The organism is Streptomyces sp. NPDC052773 (assembly GCF_044547145.1).
GTDB lineage: Bacteria > Actinomycetota > Actinomycetes > Streptomycetales > Streptomycetaceae > Streptomyces.
This window is the reverse complement of the sequence record NZ_JBITZX010000006.1, coordinates 130,015-148,000: the sequence shown is the minus strand read 5'-3', so window position 1 is coordinate 148,000 and position 17,986 is coordinate 130,015. Positions and strand designations below refer to the sequence as shown.

The window sequence follows — 17,986 nt, the reverse complement described above, 5'->3', positions numbered from 1 at the left end:
CAAGCCGTCCCCGATGCTGGAATGCTGGTCTCGTACGCAATCGCGAGGGTCGGCTGGGGGGCCAAGGGCGTGGAGGACAGGGTGCGGGTGGTCATCGCCGAGGATTCGGTGCTGCTCCGAGAGGGGCTGACCCGGTTGCTCACCGACCGTGGGCACGAGGTCGTCGCCGGAGTGGCGGACGCCGACGCGTTGATCAAGACGATGACCGACCTCGCCGCGGAGGGCGCGCTGCCCGACGTGGTGGTCGCCGACGTGCGGATGCCGCCGACGCACACCGACGAGGGGGTGCGCGCGGCGGTGCAGCTGCGCAAGGCGCATCCGGGCCTCGGGGTGCTGGTGCTGTCGCAGTACGTGGAGGAGCGCTACGCCACGGAGCTGCTGGCCGGGTCCAGCCGCGGGGTCGGGTACCTGCTGAAGGACCGGGTCGCCGAGGTGCGGGAGTTCGTGGACGCGGTGGTGCGGGTGGCGCGGGGCGGTACCGCGCTGGACCCGGAGGTCGTCGCCCAGCTGCTCGGCCGCAGCCGTAAGCAGGACGTGCTCGCGGGGCTCACCCCGCGGGAGCGGGAGGTGCTGGGGCTGATGGCCGAGGGGCGCACCAACTCCGCGATCGCGCGGCAGCTCGTGGTCAGCGACGGCGCCGTCGAGAAGCACGTCAGCAATATCTTCCTGAAGCTCGGGCTGTCCCCGAGCGAGGGCGATCACCGGCGGGTACTCGCCGTATTGACGTACCTGAATTCCTGATCCGAATCCCGGATTCCCGAGCGGCTGACACCCCGTCAGTCATTGGGCGGTCATCCGGGGCCGGGCACCCGGTGCCGCGCGGGGAGCACGTTCATGTGGCAAGGCAATCGACGAAACGCCTGATGGGGGCGGTGACAGTCAGGTGGCAGGCAGCGCCGGGAGGGGGCGGGCGGCGTCACGCGCGCGTGGTCTTCCTGCGAATGGCCCATGGCACGCACCCCTCCCGGTCGTAGGGTTGATCCTGGGAACGCCTGCGGGAAGGCCGCTCCCCGACAGCCGCCTCGAGGGAGGTCCAGTTCAGTGATGAGCCAGGTCAGTAGCCCAGCGGAGCAGGCCGACGGAGCCGTCGTGGGAGAGCAGCGCAAACCGGCGGGGACCAAGGACGTCCGCCGCCTCGACCGAGTGATCATCAGGTTCGCGGGGGACTCGGGTGACGGTATGCAGCTCACCGGTGACCGCTTCACCTCGGAGACCGCGTCCTTCGGCAACGACCTGGCGACGCTGCCGAACTTCCCGGCCGAGATCCGGGCGCCCGCCGGCACGCTCCCGGGTGTCTCGTCCTTCCAGCTGCACTTCGCCGATCACGACATCCTCACTCCGGGTGACGCGCCGAACGTCCTGGTCGCGATGAACCCGGCGGCCCTGAAGGCCAACGTGGGCGATCTGCCGCGCGGCGCGGAGATCATCGTCAACACGGACGAGTTCACCAAGCGGGCGATGCAGAAGGTCGGGTACGAGACCAGTCCGCTGGAGGACGGCTCGCTCGACGGCTACAACCTGCACCCGGTGCCGCTGACCACGCTGACCGTGGAGGCCCTGAAGGACTTCGACCTCACCCGCAAGGAGGCCGAGCGCAGCAAGAACATGTTCGCGCTGGGTCTGCTGTCGTGGATGTACCACCGGCCCACGGAGGGCACGGAGAGATTCCTGCGCTCGAAGTTCGCGAAGAAGCCGCACATCGCGGAGGCCAACATCGCCGCGTTCCGCGCGGGCTGGAACTTCGGCGAGACCACGGAGGACTTCGCGGTCTCGTACGAGGTGGCGCCGGCGGCCAAGGCGTTCCCGGTGGGCACCTACCGCAACATCTCCGGGAACCTGGCGCTGTCGTACGGTTTGATCGCCGCTTCGCGCCAGGCGGATCTGCCGCTGTTCCTGGGGTCGTACCCGATCACCCCGGCCTCCGACATCCTGCACGAGCTGAGCAAGCACAAGAACTTCGGTGTGCGCACCTTCCAGGCGGAGGACGAGATCGCCGGCATCGGCGCCGCGCTGGGCGCCGCCTTCGGCGGGTCGCTGGCGGTGACCACGACGAGCGGCCCCGGTGTGGCGCTGAAGTCGGAGACGATCGGGCTGGCCGTGTCGCTGGAGCTGCCGCTGCTGATCGTGGACATCCAGCGCGGCGGCCCGTCGACCGGTCTGCCGACCAAGACCGAGCAGGCGGACCTGCTCCAGGCGATGTACGGCCGCAACGGCGAGGCGCCGGTGCCGGTGGTCGCGCCGCGCACCCCGGCGGACTGCTTCGACGCCGCGCTGGAGGCGGCCCGGATCGCGCTGACGTACCGCACCCCGGTCTTCCTGCTCTCCGACGGCTACCTGGCCAACGGCTCCGAGCCGTGGCGGATCCCCGAGCTGGACGAGCTGCCGGACCTCCAGGTGCGGTTCGCGCAGGGCCCGAACCACACCCTGGACGACGGCAGCGAGGTCTTCTGGCCGTACAAGCGCGACCCGCAGACCCTCGCCCGCCCGTGGGCGGTCCCCGGCACCCCGGGCCTGGAGCACCGGATCGGCGGCATCGAGAAGCAGGACGGCACGGGCAACATCTCCTACGACCCGGCCAACCACGACTTCATGGTCCGCACCCGGCAGGCGAAGGTCGACGGGATCGACGTCCCGGACCTCGAGGTCGACGACCCGACCGGCGCCCGCACCCTGGTCCTGGGCTGGGGTTCCACCTACGGGCCGATCACCGCGGCCGTACGCCGGCTGCGCGCGGCGGGCGCCGACATCGCCCAGGCCCACCTGCGCCACCTCAACCCCTTCCCGCGCAACCTCGGCGCGGTCCTCAAGGGCTACGACAAGGTCGTCGTGCCCGAGATGAACCTCGGCCAGCTCGCCACCCTGATCCGGGCGAAGTACCTGGTCGACGCCCGCTCCTACAACCAGGTCAACGGCATGCCGTTCAAGGCCGAGCAGCTGGCCGAGGCTCTGAAGGAGGCCATCGATGACTGAGGCACTGAAGCTGGTCCCCAAGGCCGAGGCCAAGCAGTCCATGAAGGACTTCAAGTCCGATCAGGAAGTGCGCTGGTGCCCCGGATGCGGTGACTACGCGATCCTCGCCGCCGTGCAGGGCTTCATGCCGGAGCTGGGCCTGGCGCGCGAGAACATCGTCTTCGTCTCCGGCATCGGCTGCTCCTCCCGCTTCCCGTACTACATGAACACCTACGGGATGCACTCCATCCACGGCCGCGCACCGGCGATCGCCACGGGTCTCGCCGCGAGCAGGCGCGACCTGAGCGTGTGGGTCGTCACCGGCGACGGCGACGCGCTGTCCATCGGCGGCAACCACCTGATCCACGCCCTGCGCCGCAACGTCAACCTCAAGATCCTGCTGTTCAACAACCGGATCTACGGCCTGACCAAGGGCCAGTACTCCCCCACCTCCGAGGTCGGGAAGATCACCAAGTCGACGCCGATGGGCTCGCTCGACGCGCCCTTCAACCCGGTGTCGCTGGCGCTGGGCGCGGAGGCCTCGTTCGTGGCCCGCACGGTCGACTCCGACCGCAAGCACCTCACCGAGGTGCTGCGCCAGGCCGCCGCCCACCCGGGCACGGCGCTGATCGAGATCTACCAGAACTGCAACATCTTCAACGACGGCGCCTTCGACGCGCTGAAGGACAAGCAGTCGGCGGAGGAGGCGGTGATCCGGCTGGAGCACGGGCAGCCGATCCGCTTCGGCGCCGGGCTGTCCAAGGGCGTCGTACGGGATGCGGCCACCGGCGATCCGAAGGTCGTGACCGTGACCCCGGACAACGAGGCCGACATCCTGGTCCACGACGCCCACGCGGCCTCCCCGACCACCGCGTTCGCCCTCTCCCGGCTCGCCGACCCGGACACCCTGCACAACACCCCGATCGGCGTCTTCCGCTCGGTGGAACGGCCGGTCTACGACGCGCAGATGTCGGACCAGCTGGACACCGCCATCGAGCAGAACGGCAAGGGCGACCTGGCCGCGCTGCTGGCGGGCGGGGACACCTGGACGGTCGTCGGCTGAGGCCCCGCCGGTAGGGCCGGACGGTCGTCGGCTGAGGCCGTCGGTGCGTCAGGTCGGTACGTCAGGTCGGTACGTCAGCGAGCGAGGCCCGGGCTCAGGCCCGGGCCTCGTCGTATGCCCGGGTTCAGGCCCGGGCCTCGTCGTATGCGCGGCGGGCGTTCTCCACCGCGTCCATCCGCCGCTCGGTCCACGAGGCCAGCGCGCGCACCTGCTCGGCGGCCTCGCGGCCCAGCTCGGTGAGGGAGTAGTCCACGCGGGGCGGGATCACCGGCTTGGCGTCCCGGTGGACCAGGCCGTCACGTTCCAGGGTCTGGAGGGTCTGGGTGAGCATCTTCTCGCTGACCCGTCCGATCGCCCGGCGCAGCTCGCTGAAGCGGTGCGGGCGTTCCAGGAGGTGGATCAGGACGAGGACGCCCCACCGGCTGGTGACGTGCTCCAGCACCAGTCGCTGGGGGCACATCCCGTCGCCGTCGCTCCGCCAGTCACTTACCGCCATGCCAGTACCTTACTTCAAAGTGGGTACTTTCCGATAGTTAGCGCAAATCCTAGGGTTAGTGAACAGAGGCATTCAGACACCCCCAAGGAGTTGCGAAGCATGAGCATCGTCGTCACCGGAGCCACCGGAAAGCTCGGCCGTCACGTCGTCGAGCAGTTGCTGGAGAAGGTCCCCGCCGAGCAGATCACCGCGGTCGTACGGGACGAGGCCAGGGCCGCCGGCCTCGCGGCGCGCGGCGTACTCCTGGCCGTCGCCGACTACAACGCGCCCGAGAGCTTCGACGGCCTCTTCGCCGCGGGCGACAAGGTGCTGCTGATCTCCGGCAACGAGATCGACAAGGACCGCCCGGCCCAGCACAAGGTGGTCATCGACGCCGCCGAGGCCGCCGGTGTCGCGCTCCTCGCCTACACCAGCGCCCCCGGCAGCCTGACCGCCGCGCTCGCCGACGCGCACCGTGCCACCGAGGAGATCCTGCTGTCCTCCGGAGTGCCGTACACGCTGCTGCGCAACGGCTGGTACTTCGAGAACTACACCGAGAACCTGGCCCCGGTGCTGGCGCACCGCGCCGTCGTCCAGGCCGCGGGCGACGGCCGTATCTCGGCGGCGTCCCGGGCGGACTACGCCGCCGCCGCGGTCGCCGTGCTGATCGGTGAGGGGCACGAGAACCAGACGTACGAGCTGGGCGGCGACACCTCGTTCGGCTTCGCGGACTACGCCGCGGAACTGAGCCGGCAGACCGGCGAGGAGATCGTCTACCAGGCCGTCTCCGTCGACGCGTACACCGAGATCCTCACCGACGCCGGGCTGCCCGAGCCGGTGGCCGCGGTCTTCGCCGGTGTGGATCTCTCCATCGAGAAGGGCGAGCTGGAGGTCACCACGGGCGACCTCTCCCGCCTGACCGGCCGTCCGACGACCCCGCTCGCGGAGGCGGTCGCCGCGGCGCTGAAGAGCTGATCACGACCACCTCCCGGTCTGTCATGACCGTATGGCGATACGGGCATGACAGGCGGGGGCGTGCGGCGTTACCTTCGTGCGTCGAGGCGTGTGTACGGACGGGCGTACGGACGTGTGCGAGAAGGAGGAGCCGTGGCCGGGAAGTCCAGGGGTGAGCAGCGCATAGGTCTGCTGAACGGCTTCGCGGCGTATGGGATGTGGGGGCTGTTCCCCCTCTTCTTCCCCCTCCTCAAACCCGCCGGGGCGACCGAGGTGCTCGCCCACCGGATGGTGTGGTCCCTCGCCGTCGTCGCCGCGGTGCTGCTCGGGCTGCGGCGCTGGCGGTGGGCCGGTGAGCTGCTGCGGCAGCCGCGCCGGCTCGCGCTGATCGCGGTCGCCGCGGCCGTCATCGCCGTCAACTGGGGCGTCTACATCTGGGCCGTGAACAACGACCGGGTCGTCGAGGCCTCCCTCGGCTACTTCATCAACCCGCTGGTCACCATCGCCCTGGGCGTGCTGCTGCTGAAGGAACGGCTGCGGCCCGTGCAGTGGGCGGCGGTCGGCATCGGCGTCGTCGCGGTCCTCGTCCTGGCCGTCGGCTACGGCCGTCCCCCGTGGATCTCCCTCGCCCTCGCCTTCTCCTTCGGCACCTACGGCCTGATCAAGAAGAAGGTCAACCTGGGCGGCCTGGAGTCGCTGGCCGCCGAGACCGCGATCCAGTTCCTGCCCGCCCTCGGCTACCTGCTGTGGCTGGGGGCGCAGGGCGACTCCACCTTCACGAGCGAGGGCCCGGGACACGCGGCGCTCCTCGCCACCACCGGTGTCGTCACCGCACTGCCGCTGGTCTGCTTCGGCGCGGCCGCGATCCGCGTGCCGCTGTCCACCATCGGGCTGCTGCAGTACCTCGCCCCCGTGTTCCAGTTCCTGTGCGGCGTCCTCTACTTCCACGAGGCCATGCCGCCCGAGCGCTGGGCCGGCTTCGGCCTGGTCTGGCTGGCCCTGACCCTCCTCACCTGGGACGCCCTGCGCACGGCCCACCGCACCGCGCGCACGCTGCGGCAGGCGGCGGAGGCCCCCGCTGCCGCGGGCGGCACCGCAACCGCCGGCGTCTCGGGTGGGACGGCCGGTGTTCCGGTGGGTACGGCCGGAGCCGGGCGGGGCGCGCACGACGCGTCGGCGTCGGCGGTCGACGGGCGGCCGTAGGGGCGGGCTCGGGGCCGTGGGCGGGTCCGGCGGGCCGTGGGCCGGGCGGCGGGCCGTGGGCCGGGCGGCGGGCCGTGGGCGGGGCGGCGGGCTGTGGGCGGGCGGCGCGGAGCCGCAGGCAGCGGGTGCGAGGGTCTCGTCGCCACCCCGTGCACGAACCCCCGAGGTGACTGCCGGGCCGTTGTCAGCGCGGGTTCTATAACTGACGTATGGATGAGTCAGCCGGGGCGTCCGCGCCCGCACCCGTGCACTGGAAGCTCGTCGTCGACGCCCGCGACCCGCATGCCCAGGCCGACTTCTGGGCCGCCGCGCTCGGTTACCGGGCCGAGGACAACAGCGCGCTCGTCCGGCGGCTGCTGGAGGGCGGCGTACTGCCCGCCGAGGCCACCGTGGACTTCCACGGCCGCCCCGCCTTCCGCGATCTGATCGCCGTACGGCACCCCGACGACCCGTACGACGAGGACAGCGGCACCGGCCTCGGCCGCCGTCTGCTGTTCCAGCGCGTCCCCGAGCCGAAGAGCGGCAAGAACCGGCTCCATCTGGACCTGCATCCGGGCGAGGGCCGCCGCGAGGCCGAGGTGGAACGGCTCAGATCGCTGGGTGCGAGCGTGCTGCGGGAGGTGCGGGAACCGGCCGGTCAGTGGGTGGTGATGGCGGACCCGGAGGGCAACGAGTTCTGCGTGCAGTAGGGGCGCGGCGGCGGGCGGCGTCCGTGGATCACTCCGCCAAGGGCTGAGCCGCCGCCTTGCGGGCGCGTTCGGCCAGGCGGTTCATGCGACTGCGCGCCGATCGCAGCTGCTCGGCGTCCTCGGCGGCCGGGCCGGGCTCGGCGGCCAGCGCGGACCACAGGGCGATCAGCTCGTTCCCGAGATCCAGGCCGCGCAGGGGATCGCGTACCGCGCGCCAGGCCGTCGCCGCGCTCTGCACATTGCCGTACGCCGCCTCCGCGTCGCCGGTACGGCGGCGGGCGTGCACCAGGTCGACGGAGAGCCGGAAGGCACGGAGCGGATCACCGGCCAGGTAGGCGACGTAGGCGGTCAGTTCGCCCAGCCGCAGCATCTCCGGGTGCTCCGGTCCCAGCAGCGCCGTGCCGTCGCGCAGCGCCTGGTCGGCGAGCGTGGACGCGTCGTCTATCCGGCCTTCCTTCACCGCCTCGCCGATGCGGGCCAGGGGCTCGGTCAGCGGTGTCCGCTCCGCGGCGGACTCGGGGGCGTCGTCACCGAGCACGGCTTCGGCGACGGCGTCGAAACCTCGGGGCGGGGTGGGGGTGGCGGTGGCGGTGGAGGCGGGGGCAGGCGTGGGCTTGGGGGCGGGGGCAGGCGTGGGCTTGGGGGCGGGGGCAGGCGTGGGCTTGGGGGCGGGGGCGATGGGGTTGAGGTTGACCGTGGGGTGGGTGGGTGCGGGGAGCGGCGCGGGGTGCGGCTCGGTGGCCATGACCGGCGGCGGGCCGAAGGTGCCCGTGGGGGGCGCGGCGGCACCCGGGCTGACGGCGGGGGCGGGGGCCGGGGCGGGCGACGGGTGCGTCCGCGACGGCCGGTTCGTGAAGCGGCTGGAGCCGTCCGGGTCGACCTGGAGGGGGACGACGTAGCCGATGCGCTCGTCGTGGATGGTCGCGAGGATGGGTCGGCCGGTGCTGAGCGCGATGCGGTGGAGGTGGTTCAGGACGGACTGCTGCGGTTCCTCACCCGGGGCGGGGAGGAGCGGTGTCCCGTCGACCGTCACCGCGCCGGGGCCCGGGGCGGTGCCGTCACCGCTGCCGCCGCCACTTCCGTCGGCGGCGAAGACGCGGACGTCGACCGGTGCAGCCGGAGGCGCGCCGTCGCGCTGCTGTTCCTGCTGCTGCTCGCGGCTGAGTCGAGACATCGGTTCCCTCAATCGAAACGCGTCCGCGAGTCGGCGGACCCTGGACCCTATCGTCGAGTCTCTCCGCTTCCCCACGGTGCTCCGGTCACCGCGGCGTCACAGCCTCGTCTCAAGAGCCGCCCGGCGAGGCCGGACGGCGGGCTGGACGGCGAATACATGCAGGTGCATATGATGCCCGGCATCAGCTCGTCCACAGGGGGATCCCATGGCCCGTCGCTTTCTTTTCCTGCTCGGCAGCAGCCGCCGGGACGGCAACACCGAACTGCTGGCCCGCCGGGCCGCCGAACAGCTTTCCGGCGACGTCGAGCAGCGCTGGATCCACCTCGCCGAGCACCCGCTGCCGGACTTCGAGGACCGCCGGCACTCCGGCGACGGCCCCCGCCCCGAGCACGAGAACGTCACCCTCCTGCGTGACGCCACGCTCGCCGCGACGGACCTGGTGATCGCCTCGCCGCTGTACTGGTACTCGGTGTCCGCGCAGACCAAGCGTTACCTGGACCACTGGTCGGCCTGGCTGCGCACCCCCGGCGTCGACTTCCGGGCGGCGATGGCCGGGCGCACCCTGTGGGGCGTCACCGCTCTCGCCACCGAGGCCGAGGTCGCCGAGCCGCTGATCGGCACCCTCAACCACTCGGCCGCGTACATGGGGATGCGCTTCGGCGGGGTGCTGCTCGGCAACGGCAGCAAGCCGGGCGACGTACTGAACGACACCGAGGCGCTGGCCCGCGCGAAGACCTTCTTCGCGCGGGAGGCCCCGCTCGCCCGCTTCCCCGGGCGGGGCTGAGCCGCTTCCCCGAGCGGGGCTGAGCCGCTTCCCCGAGCGGCGCTGAACCCGGGTCCCCCGGCAGGGGTGAGTCTCGCCCGCGCCTCAGGCGGTGATGTCCTTCGCCGTGAACCGCGCCCACGCCGCCGAGCCGAACACGGCCGCGTACAGCGCCTGGAGGCCGAGGTTTCTGGCCAGGTCGTCCCAGTAGACCGGCTCGCGCATCAGGTCGGCGAAGGACAGCCAGTAGTGGGAGAACAAGTACGGGTGCAGGGCGTCCAGCTGGGGTATCTGGTCGAGGATCTGCACCGTGATGAGCAGGCCCACGGTCGTCGCCATGGCCGCGATGCCGCTGTTGGTGAGCGTCGAGACGAACAGGCCGAGCGCCGCGATCCCGGTCAGCGAGGCGGCGACGGCCAGCGCGATCAGCAGGGCGCGGCCCAGCCCCTCGGCGAAACCGATCCGGGTTCCGGAGATGGTGGTGAGGTCGCCGAGCGGGAACAGCAGCGCCCCGACCGTCAGCGCGGACAGCGCGACCACGAGGGTGGCGGCCAGACAGAAGGCCATGATGGTGGCGTACTTGGTGAGCAGCAGCCGGGTCCGGCCGGCCGGGGCGACCAGCAGGTAGCGCAGCGTGCCCGCGTTGGCCTCGCCTGCCAGCGCATCGCCCGCCACCACGCCCACCGCCATCGGCAGGAAGAACGGCAGGGTCGCGGCGAGCGCGGTGAAGACCAGGAACAGCCCGTTGTTGGTGACCTGGGCGATGAACGCCGGGCCCTCGCCGCCTCCGCCGCCCCCGCCGCCGACCGACGAGCCGTCACCGGTCTCGATCCTCACGGCGATCCCGACCAGCACGGGCACGGCCGCCAGCACCCCGAGCAGCGCGAGGGTGCGCCAGCGCCGGAAGGTGATGACCAGCTCGCTGCGGAAGAGGCCGAGGGACCACAGCGGGCGCGGCGCGCGCCCGCCCGGCGCCGTGGCGTCGGCCCGCGCCACCGTGGCTTCAGCCCGCGACATCGAACCCCTCCCCCGTCAGCGCCACGAACGCGTCCTCCAGCGAGGCCCGTTCGACCCCGAAGCCGCGCACCCGGACCCCCGCTGTGACCAACGCGGCGTTGAGGTCGCCGAGTTCCCCTTCGGGCGCCTCCGCGCTCACCCGCTCCCCCTCCACGACGACGTCCGCGACCCCTCTCTCCTTCAGCACCCGCGCCGCGTCCCCGGTGTCCGGCGTGGTCACGACCAGCCGGCCGCGCAGCCCGGCCGCGAGGTCGGCGACCGTGGCCTGGGTGATCAGGCGGCCCCCCGCCATCACCGCGGCATGGGTGCAGACCTGCTCGATCTCGTCGAGCAGGTGGGAGGAGAGGAAGACGGTGGTGCCGTCGTCGGCCAGTTCCCGCACGAGGGTGCGGATCTCGCGCATGCCCTGCGGGTCGAGGCCGTTGGTCGGCTCGTCGAGGACGAGCAGCCTGCGGGGCTGGAGCAGGGCCGCCGCGAGGCCGAGGCGCTGCTTCATACCGAGGGAGTACGCCTTCGCCTTCTTGCCCGCCGCCGCCGTGAGCCCCACCCGGTCCAGCGCGGCGGCGACGCGGGCGCGCCGGGTGCGCGGGTCGGCGGTCGGGTCGGCGGCGTCGTAGCGCAGGAGGTTGTCGCGGCCGGAGAGGAAGCCGTACAGGGCCGGGCCCTCGATGAGGGCACCGACCTGTGGCAGTACGGCGCGGGCGGCCCGCGGCATGGGCCGGCCGAGCACCCGCGCCGTGCCGGAGGTCGGTTCGATCAGGCCCATGAGCATGCGGATGGTGGTGGTCTTGCCGCTGCCGTTCGGGCCGAGGAAGCCGAAGACGCTGCCCGCCGGGACGGTCAGATCCAGACCGTCGACGGCGAGCTGCCCGCCGCGGTAGCGCTTGGTGAGCGCACGGGTGACGATGACGCCGTCCGGGTCGTCGCGACCGTCCGGACCGATCCGACCGGCGTGGCCGTTCCGACCGGCGTGGCCGTTCCGACCGGCGTGGCCGTTCCGACCGGCGTGGCCGTTCCGGTCGGCGTGGTCGTTCCGGTCGGCGTGGTCGTCCCCTGCCGTGGCGGGCGGTTCGCGCATGGGCTCCCTCACTCGGGCCGAGTCGTTCCGTGGGGCCGGTCTACCGATCCGCGTCGGCCGCCTTCACCAGCGCCTCCTTGGTGACGGCACCGGCGTAGATCTTGCCGTCGTCCGTGATCAGGGCGTTGATCAGGCGGGTCTCGAACACCGTGCCCGAGCCGAAGTCGCCCTTGACCTGGTCCCCGAGGGAGTCGAGGAAGCCGCCCAGGTCGCCGCCGACCTCGTCGCCGCTCGGCAGGCCCGGGCCGCCGGTGTCGAACACGGCGACGGAGTTCCAGCCCTCGCCGATCACCTTCATGCCCTCGGAGCCGTCCTCGAAGCCCTTGCCCAGGTCCTTGTCGAAGCCCTTGGCCGGATCGTCCTCACCCTTGGGGATGAGGTGCTGCCGCTCGGCCTCGCTCTCCTCGGTGACCTTCGCGCCCTTGGGCGGGGTGAAGTCGAAGGTGGAAGCGGCGGGCTTGGCGTAGCTGATCTGGGTGAAGCCGGCGTCGACGACGGCGGCGCCGCCGCTCGCCGGGGTGAGGGTGAACTTCAGCGGCAGCCAGGTCTTCGCGTCCACGGTGATGCGGATCGCGCCGACGGTGGAGCCGGACTGCTTCGGCTCGATGAGCAGCTTGTAGGCGTCGCGCCCGGCGACCTGCGCGGTTCCGTCGACGGTGACGGAGGTGGTGTCGTCGACCGCCTTCAGCGCCTGCTCGGCGAAGTCCTTCGGGGTCGCGGGGGACTCGGCGGCGGGCCGGCCGGACTCGTCCGCGGTGCCGTGGAAGACCTCGTTGGACGCGCTGTCGTAACCCCAGACGTCCTTGCCGTTGTGGATGAGGCTGTACTCGGCGGCGTTCTCGATCACGGACAGCTTCTGCCGGTCCGGGCCGTCGGCCGCGACGCGCAGGGTGTGCGTGCCGGTCGCCAGCTCGGTGAGCTTGGCCGACGGGTCCGCTGCGGAGCCGTCCCCGCCGCCGGGCGCGGTCGGCGCCGCGCCGCCGAGGGCGCCCTCGAGGCCGCCGAGGTCGGGCAGGCCCAGGTCCGTGGCGATCTTCACCGTGCCGGACAGCCGCTCGACGTCCGACTCGGCGATCTTCTGTATGAGCTGCTGCGCGGTGATCTCCGGCAGGTCGGGGCTGCCGGAGTCGGCGAGGGCGGGGACGAGCCCGATGGTCCCGGCCGCCACCCCCACCACCGCGACCGGAACGACGTACCGGACGGCTTTGCGCCGCCGTGCGGTCGTGCTGTCGTCGGATTCGTACGGTGCCATGTGTGCCCTACCTCCGTCGTCGGCCCGCCCATTCTCACCCGATTGGGTGAGGAGTGGTGGCTTTTCCGTGGCTTCCTTCCGTGCCTCCCATCTGACCAAAAGCGGGCACGGCTTTCGTCAGACCGCGGAATCAACTCCGCGTACTGCTGGGGTATGACACGGCGGGCCGGGATCTCCCCCGACCCGTAGGGGTCACGGTCGCGGTGGGGCCACGGGCGTGGTGCGGGTCACGGTCGCGGTGGGGGTCATGGTCGCGGTGGGGGCCGCGATCGCGGTGCGGGTCATGGCCGTGGTGCGCGCCACGGTCGCGGTGGGGGCGCGGTGCGGGCCACGGCCGTGGTGGGCGTCACGATCGCGGTTGGGGGGCCACGATCGCGGTGCGGGTCATGGCCGTGGTGCGCGCCACGGTCGCGGTGGGGCCGCGATCGCGGTGCGGGTCACGATCACGGCAGGGGCCACGGTCGCGGTGCGGCCCGGCGGGGCTCAGCCCGCGCGGTGGACCACCGCGTCGCACAGCTCCTGGAGCGCCCGCTTCGCGTCGCACTCCGGCAGCGGGGCCAGCGCGGCGCGCGCCTCCTCGGCGTACCGCACGGTGTCCCGCCGGGCCTGCTCCAGCGCCGGGTGCGCCCGCAGGGCGGCCAGCGCCCGGGCGTGCCGGGCGTCGTCGCTGAGGTCGGATTCCAGAAGCTCGCACAGGGCGACGTCCTCGGCGCGTCCGCCGCGCGCGGCCTGCTCGCGCAGCCTCAGCACGGGCAGCGTGGCGATGCCCTCGCGCAGGTCGGTGCCCGGGGTCTTGCCGGACTCGTGGGAGTCGGAGGCGATGTCGAGCACGTCGTCGGCGAGTTGGAAGGCGACGCCGAGCCGCTCCCCGTACTGGGTGAGGACGCTGACGACGGACTCGTCGGCGCCGGACATCATCGCGCCGAACCGGCAGGAGACGGCCACCAGCGAGCCGGTCTTGCCGCCGAGCACGTCCAGGTAGTGGTCGACCGGGTCGCGACCGTCCTGCGGGCCCGCGGTCTCCAGGATCTGCCCGGTGACCAGCCGCTCGAAGGCCTCGGCCTGCACCCGGACCGCCTCGGGCCCGAGGTCGGCGAGGATGTGCGAGGCGCGGGCGAAGAGGAAGTCGCCGGTGAGGACCGCGACGGAGTTGCCCCACCGCGTGTTGGCGCTGGGCACACCGCGCCGCACGGCCGCCTCGTCCATCACGTCGTCGTGGTAGAGCGTCGCCAGGTGGGTCAGCTCCACGACGACGGCGGAGGGCACCACGCCCGGCGCGTAGGGGTCGCCGAACTGGGCGGCGAGCATCACGAGCAGCGGCCGGAACCGCTTCCCGCCGGCCCGCACCAGATGCTGCGCGGCCTCCGTGATGAACGGGACCTCGCTCTTGGTGGCTTCGAGCAACCCTTCCTCGACAGCCGCCAATCCGGCCTGGACATCGGCTTCCAGAGCCTGGTCCCGCACGCTCAGCCCGAACGGCCCGACGACGGTCACGAGGGGTCTCCTGTCTGCTGGTGTCTACTGGCGATTACGCGGTTTGTCGATACGTCGCTGCCTTCACTCAAGTCAGCGTATCCGGTCACGTTTCGATCACCGATGCCGCCCACGGTTACAGCACGGGCGGTATCGGATCACGCCCGGAATGTTTTTGATCAGCTGATAAGAAGGGATATCTCCGGTGGTGACATGCGCATGACTACCGCCTCTCCCCCTCCCTCCCTCTTTCTCCGGCTCCTCCGACTCCCGGACTCCCGACTCCTCCGGTCCCCCGACTCCTCCGGTTCCCCGGTTCCCGCCGACCGACCCTCATACGACAACGACGCGCACTCCATAAGGGGTTCCGCTCCCGCGGCAGACATGGCACGTCTTGAACTTATTGCCCGTTTTGCTGTTTTTGCTCCCCAGCGTGAGTTGACTCACGGCAGCCAGGTCACAGGCTCCACACAGTTCCCTCGTCAGATCCCCACCGGCTCCTGCCAGTTGGCTCCGATCCGGAGAAAAGGATCAAGTACGCCAAACGCGCCGATCATGGTCAACGGGCGCGATAAGTGAATCCGGTACTTGTTCCGGACACGGGCTCTCGCATACGTTCCGGGTCCGTCGGGCGGACGCCGAATCCTGCCGCCGCCCGCCTCACCCACCACGAACTCACTCGTACGGCAGGAGCGGGGGACCCAGGTAACACGCCGGTCCGGGCATCGCCCGGGGCGGCTTGGGGTGAAGTCGTGCGCTGTGGCGCGCGGCCGGGCATCTCCCCGCCCGAACCCGACAGCTCACCTCGCAGGCGTGGGAGAGGACGTTCACCATGCCCGCACGTGTGCCCGCTCAGCCCCTGTCCGCCGCCGACCAGCCGGTCAAGGGCCGCCGCACCCGTCTCGCCCGCACCCTCGCCGTCGCCGGCACGGGTGTCGCCGTGCTCGCGCTGCCGCTGATCGGCGCGACCGGCGCCGCCGCTGCCACCCCGGCCGCGGCGACCGCCGCCACGGCGTACCCCAACAACCTCGACGGCTGGATCCGCCAGGCCATGTCGATCATGGCCCAGCACGGTATTCCCGGCAGCTACGACGGCATCTACCGCAACATCATGCGTGAGTCGTCCGGCAACCCGAACGCCATCAACCTCTGGGACTCCAACGCCGCCAAGGGCACCCCGTCCAAGGGCCTGCTCCAGGTCATCGACCCGACGTTCGCGGCGTACCACGTGCCCGGCACGGCGTACGACCCGTACGACCCGGTCGCGAACATCGTGGCCGCCTGCAACTACGCGGCCGACCGCTACGGCTCCATCGACAACGTCTTCGGCGCGTACTGAGCCACGCTCACCGAGTGAGCCCGGCCTCCGCCGGCTGAGCCGGGCTCACCGCCTGAGCCGGCTCATGGCCTGAGCCGGACTCACCGGCCGAGCCGGGCTCACCGTTTCACCGAAAAGTCGTTCGAGGACGGTGGCGATGCCGTCGTCCTCGTTCGAGAGGGTGATCTCGTCCGCGACGGCCTTGAGTTCGGGGTGGGCGTTGGCCATGGCGACGCCGTGCGCCGCCCAGTCGAACATGGGGATGTCGTTCGGCATGTCCCCGAAGGCCAGGGTGTCCTCGGGCCGCAGCCCCAGATGGTCGGCCGCCAGCGCGAGGCCGGTCGCCTTGGTGATGCCGCACGGCTGGAGCTCGACCGTGCCCGGCCCCGACATCGTGACGGTGGCCAGCGAGCCGACCACCGAACGGGCCACCGCCGCCAACTCGTCGTCGGACAGCGTGGGATGGCGCAGCAGCACCTTGCTGATGGGCTCGCCCCACAGGTCGTCGCGCCGCCCGACCCGCACCGCGGGCAGGGTGGGGTGGGGCATCCGGTAGCCCGGCTCGATCAGCGTCAGCCCGTCGACCCCGTCCTGGTCGACCGCCGCGTACACCTGCCCCGCCTCGGCCTCGATCTTGCCGAGCGCGGTCTCCGCCAGCTCCCGGTCGAGGGTCACCGACCACAGCAGCCGGTCGGCGTCGATGTCGTACAGCTGCGCCCCCTGTCCGCACACCGCGAGTCCCCTGCAGCCCAGGTCCTCCAGGAGCGGGCGCACCCGTGGGGCCGGCCGTCCGGTCACCACCAGATGCCGGGCGCCGGCCGCCGCCACCCGGGCGAGCGCGGCGCGCGACCGGTCGGAGACCGTGTCGTCGCCGCGCAGCAAGGTGCCGTCGAGGTCGGTGGCGATGAGGGAGTACGCGGTGCGCGCGGCATATGCGATGGGTGCGGCCATGATCAGAGAATACGGACCCGGCGCCCGCCCCGCTCACCCTCAACTCCCTTTCCGCCGTCCGGTTTTCACCCCCAGGCGGCGTCCGCGCGGTCCGCTCCTCGCCGGAGCCCGGCGGGCGCGGCTTCTCCGCCTGCCCGGGCCCGCGGACACCACGGCGATGACGGCACTGCCCAAACGGGGATCACCGCCGTAACGTGTGGCGCGACCGCATGGACCGCACGTACGAAAGTGAGGCAGCACCCCATGCCCCCCTTCGATGTCCCCGAGGGCGACCCCTTCGGTCCGCACAACCTTCCGTACGGCGTGTTCTCGCCCGCCGGGTCCGAGCGGCGGACCGTCGGCGTGCGGCTCGGCGACCATGTGCTCGACGCGGGCGCGGCGGCCGTGGCGCTCGGCTCCCCGTACGCCTCGCTGCTCGACCGGCCCACGCTCAACCCGCTGCTCGCGGCCGGCCGCACCACCTGGTCGGACGTACGGCGCGCGCTGACCGCGTGGGTGACCGTGCCGTCCCACCGGGAGACCGTCGCCCCGCTGATGCACCCCCTGTCGTCGGTGACCCTGCATCTGCCCTTCGAGGTCGCCGACTACGTCGACTTCTACGCCTCGGAGAATCACGCCCGCAACGTCGGCCGGATGTTCCGCCCGGACGCCCCCGACTCGCTCACCCCCAATTGGAAGCACCTGCCGATCGGCTACCACGGCCGCTCCGGCACGGTCGTGGTCTCCGGCACCGACATCGTCCGTCCGGCGGGTCAGCGCAAGGCGCCCACCGACCCCGCGCCGGTCTTCGGACCGTCCGTCCGGCTGGACATCGAGGCGGAGGTCGGCTTCGTGGTCGGCACGCCCTCGCGGATGGGCAGCCCGGTGCCGCTGGGCGACTTCCGGGAGCATGTCTTCGGGCTGTGCCTGCTCAACGACTGGTCCGCGCGGGACATCCAGGCCTGGGAGTACGTGCCCCTCGGGCCGTTCCTCGGCAAGTCCTTCGCCACCTCCGTCTCCGCCTGGATCACCCCGCTGGACGCCCTGGAGGACGCCCGGGTCGCGCCCCCGGAGCGCACCCACGAACTGCTGCCCTACCTCGACGACTCCGGCGAGGAACCCGGCGGTTACGACCTGCGCATCTCCGTCGCCGTCAACGGCCACGTGGTCTCCGAACCCCCGTTCTCCACCATGTACTGGACGGCCGCCCAGCAGCTCGCCCACATGACGGTGAACGGTGCCTCCCTGCGCACCGGCGACCTCTACGGCTCCGGCACGGTCAGCGGCCCCGAGCCCGCGCAGCGCGGCTCCCTGCTGGAGCTGACCTGGAACGGCCGCGACCCGCTCGAACTGCCCGACGGCAAGCGCACGTTCCTGGAGGACGGCGACACGGTGACCCTCACGGCCTGGGCTCCGGGTCCGGGCGGTGCCCGGGTGGGTCTCGGCGAGGTGACGGGGACGATCGTGTCCGCGTGAACCGCCGTACCGGACACGGTCGTCGAGCCGTGGAAGGGTGTCCTCCGGTAACGCCCTGGTCCGGGCGCTGACTCCGGGCCCCGCCCGCCGTCATACTGGCGGCGGGCGGAGTGCGCGACGCCGGTGCGGGATGCGGACGGCGCGCGCCCCTCGCCCGCATCGCACGACCGAA

General features: G+C 72.0%; 16 protein-coding genes and 1 riboswitch. Of the genes, 9 read left to right on the top strand and 7 right to left on the bottom strand.

The annotated features are described in order from the left end of the window. Positions 1-81: 81 nt before the first annotated feature. From ACIG0D_RS15720 to ACIG0D_RS15710, 3 genes are all read left to right on the top strand, one after another. The gene (locus tag ACIG0D_RS15720) at positions 82-741 is read left to right on the top strand and encodes a response regulator transcription factor (protein ID WP_365760193.1); all 660 of its coding nucleotides are present in this window, start codon (positions 82-84) and stop codon (positions 739-741) included. A gap of 300 nt (positions 742-1,041) precedes the next feature. Further along, entirely contained in the window at positions 1,042-2,970 is a 1,929-nt protein-coding gene (locus ACIG0D_RS15715) for a 2-oxoacid:acceptor oxidoreductase subunit alpha (RefSeq protein ID WP_399800601.1), read from the top strand. Further along, entirely contained in the window at positions 2,963-4,012 is a 1,050-nt protein-coding gene (locus ACIG0D_RS15710) for a 2-oxoacid:ferredoxin oxidoreductase subunit beta (RefSeq protein ID WP_399800598.1), read from the top strand. Before ACIG0D_RS15715 ends, ACIG0D_RS15710 begins: the two co-directional genes overlap by 8 nt. Before the next feature lie 124 nt (positions 4,013-4,136). Here the strand turns inward: ACIG0D_RS15710 and ACIG0D_RS15705 are convergent, their stop codons facing one another. Beyond that, the gene (locus ACIG0D_RS15705) at positions 4,137-4,508 is read right to left on the bottom strand and encodes a winged helix-turn-helix transcriptional regulator (protein WP_399800596.1); all 372 of its coding nucleotides are present in this window, start codon (positions 4,506-4,508) and stop codon (positions 4,137-4,139) included. 99 nt (positions 4,509-4,607) lie between these two features. Between ACIG0D_RS15705 and ACIG0D_RS15700 the strand changes: the two genes are divergently transcribed. From ACIG0D_RS15700 to ACIG0D_RS15690, 3 genes are all read left to right on the top strand, one after another. Beyond that, positions 4,608-5,462, top strand: a complete 855-nt coding sequence (locus ACIG0D_RS15700) for an SDR family oxidoreductase (RefSeq protein WP_399800593.1) — start codon at positions 4,608-4,610, stop codon at positions 5,460-5,462. Between the two features lie 132 nt (positions 5,463-5,594). After that, complete coding sequence (gene rarD / locus ACIG0D_RS15695; RefSeq protein ID WP_399800590.1) at positions 5,595-6,644, top strand: EamA family transporter RarD; 1,050 nt, start codon at positions 5,595-5,597, stop codon at positions 6,642-6,644. Positions 6,645-6,853: 209 nt separating this feature from the next. Beyond that, positions 6,854-7,333 carry a VOC family protein gene (locus ACIG0D_RS15690; RefSeq protein ID WP_399800588.1) on the top strand — a complete coding sequence of 160 codons (480 nt, stop codon included), beginning with the start codon at positions 6,854-6,856 and terminating at the stop codon, positions 7,331-7,333. A gap of 28 nt (positions 7,334-7,361) precedes the next feature. Here ACIG0D_RS15690 and ACIG0D_RS15685 read toward each other — a convergent pair whose 3' ends face one another. Further along, entirely contained in the window at positions 7,362-8,507 is a 1,146-nt protein-coding gene (locus ACIG0D_RS15685) for a tetratricopeptide repeat protein (RefSeq protein ID WP_399800585.1), read from the bottom strand. A gap of 205 nt (positions 8,508-8,712) precedes the next feature. Between ACIG0D_RS15685 and ACIG0D_RS15680 the strand changes: the two genes are divergently transcribed. After that, positions 8,713-9,291, top strand: a complete 579-nt coding sequence (locus ACIG0D_RS15680; protein ID WP_399800582.1) for a flavodoxin family protein — start codon at positions 8,713-8,715, stop codon at positions 9,289-9,291. Positions 9,292-9,375: 84 nt separating this feature from the next. Here ACIG0D_RS15680 and ACIG0D_RS15675 read toward each other — a convergent pair whose 3' ends face one another. The 4 genes from ACIG0D_RS15675 to ACIG0D_RS15660 all read right to left on the bottom strand — a co-directional run bounded on the left by ACIG0D_RS15675 (position 9,376) and on the right by ACIG0D_RS15660 (position 14,111). Next, entirely contained in the window at positions 9,376-10,287 is a 912-nt protein-coding gene (locus tag ACIG0D_RS15675) for an ABC transporter permease (protein ID WP_399800579.1), read from the bottom strand. Continuing rightward, positions 10,274-11,365, bottom strand: a complete 1,092-nt coding sequence (locus ACIG0D_RS15670) for an ABC transporter ATP-binding protein (protein WP_399800577.1) — start codon at positions 11,363-11,365, stop codon at positions 10,274-10,276. Before ACIG0D_RS15670 ends, ACIG0D_RS15675 begins: the two co-directional genes overlap by 14 nt. 40 nt (positions 11,366-11,405) lie before the next feature. Next, positions 11,406-12,617, bottom strand: a complete 1,212-nt coding sequence (locus tag ACIG0D_RS15665; RefSeq protein WP_399800574.1) for an outer membrane lipoprotein carrier protein LolA — start codon at positions 12,615-12,617, stop codon at positions 11,406-11,408. 483 nt (positions 12,618-13,100) lie between these two features. After that, entirely contained in the window at positions 13,101-14,111 is a 1,011-nt protein-coding gene (locus tag ACIG0D_RS15660) for a polyprenyl synthetase family protein (protein ID WP_399800571.1), read from the bottom strand. Positions 14,112-14,752: 641 nt separating this feature from the next. Next, a riboswitch (cyclic di-AMP (ydaO/yuaA leader) is annotated at positions 14,753-14,917 on the top strand. 5 nt (positions 14,918-14,922) lie between these two features. On the opposite strand from ACIG0D_RS15660, the gene ACIG0D_RS15655 reads away from it, so the two are divergent. Next, a complete protein-coding gene (locus tag ACIG0D_RS15655) occupies positions 14,923-15,429 on the top strand; it encodes a transglycosylase SLT domain-containing protein (protein ID WP_399800569.1) in 507 nt (168 codons plus the stop codon). A gap of 45 nt (positions 15,430-15,474) precedes the next feature. On the opposite strand, the gene ACIG0D_RS15650 is transcribed toward ACIG0D_RS15655, so the two are convergent. Then, positions 15,475-16,359: an HAD family hydrolase gene (locus ACIG0D_RS15650; RefSeq protein ID WP_399800566.1), complete on the bottom strand. Its 885-nt coding sequence runs from the start codon at positions 16,357-16,359 to the stop codon at positions 15,475-15,477. Between the two features lie 243 nt (positions 16,360-16,602). Between ACIG0D_RS15650 and fahA the strand changes: the two genes are divergently transcribed. Further along, positions 16,603-17,814 (top strand): fumarylacetoacetase, encoded by a 1,212-nt coding sequence (fahA, locus tag ACIG0D_RS15645; RefSeq protein ID WP_399800563.1) that lies wholly within the window; start codon positions 16,603-16,605, stop codon positions 17,812-17,814. The last annotated feature ends 172 nt before the right edge of the window (positions 17,815-17,986 follow it).

Excerpts from the sequence above, each read along its gene's own strand:
- ACIG0D_RS15710 (WP_399800598.1), top strand. The coding sequence starts at position 2,963 with ATGACTGAGGCACTGAAGCTGGTCCCCAAGGCCGAGGCCAAGCAGTCC.
- ACIG0D_RS15705 (WP_399800596.1), bottom strand. The coding sequence starts at position 4,508 with ATGGCGGTAAGTGACTGGCGGAGCGACGGCGACGGGATGTGCCCCCAG.
- ACIG0D_RS15700 (WP_399800593.1), top strand. The coding sequence starts at position 4,608 with ATGAGCATCGTCGTCACCGGAGCCACCGGAAAGCTCGGCCGTCACGTC.
- ACIG0D_RS15690 (WP_399800588.1), top strand. The coding sequence starts at position 6,854 with ATGGATGAGTCAGCCGGGGCGTCCGCGCCCGCACCCGTGCACTGGAAG.
- ACIG0D_RS15685 (WP_399800585.1), bottom strand. The coding sequence starts at position 8,507 with ATGTCTCGACTCAGCCGCGAGCAGCAGCAGGAACAGCAGCGCGACGGC.
- ACIG0D_RS15680 (WP_399800582.1), top strand. The coding sequence starts at position 8,713 with ATGGCCCGTCGCTTTCTTTTCCTGCTCGGCAGCAGCCGCCGGGACGGC.
- ACIG0D_RS15675 (WP_399800579.1), bottom strand. The coding sequence starts at position 10,287 with ATGTCGCGGGCTGAAGCCACGGTGGCGCGGGCCGACGCCACGGCGCCG.
- ACIG0D_RS15670 (WP_399800577.1), bottom strand. The coding sequence starts at position 11,365 with ATGCGCGAACCGCCCGCCACGGCAGGGGACGACCACGCCGACCGGAAC.
- ACIG0D_RS15665 (WP_399800574.1), bottom strand. The coding sequence starts at position 12,617 with ATGGCACCGTACGAATCCGACGACAGCACGACCGCACGGCGGCGCAAA.
- ACIG0D_RS15655 (WP_399800569.1), top strand. The coding sequence starts at position 14,923 with ATGCCCGCACGTGTGCCCGCTCAGCCCCTGTCCGCCGCCGACCAGCCG.
- ACIG0D_RS15650 (WP_399800566.1), bottom strand. The coding sequence starts at position 16,359 with ATGGCCGCACCCATCGCATATGCCGCGCGCACCGCGTACTCCCTCATC.
- fahA (WP_399800563.1), top strand. The coding sequence starts at position 16,603 with ATGCCCCCCTTCGATGTCCCCGAGGGCGACCCCTTCGGTCCGCACAAC.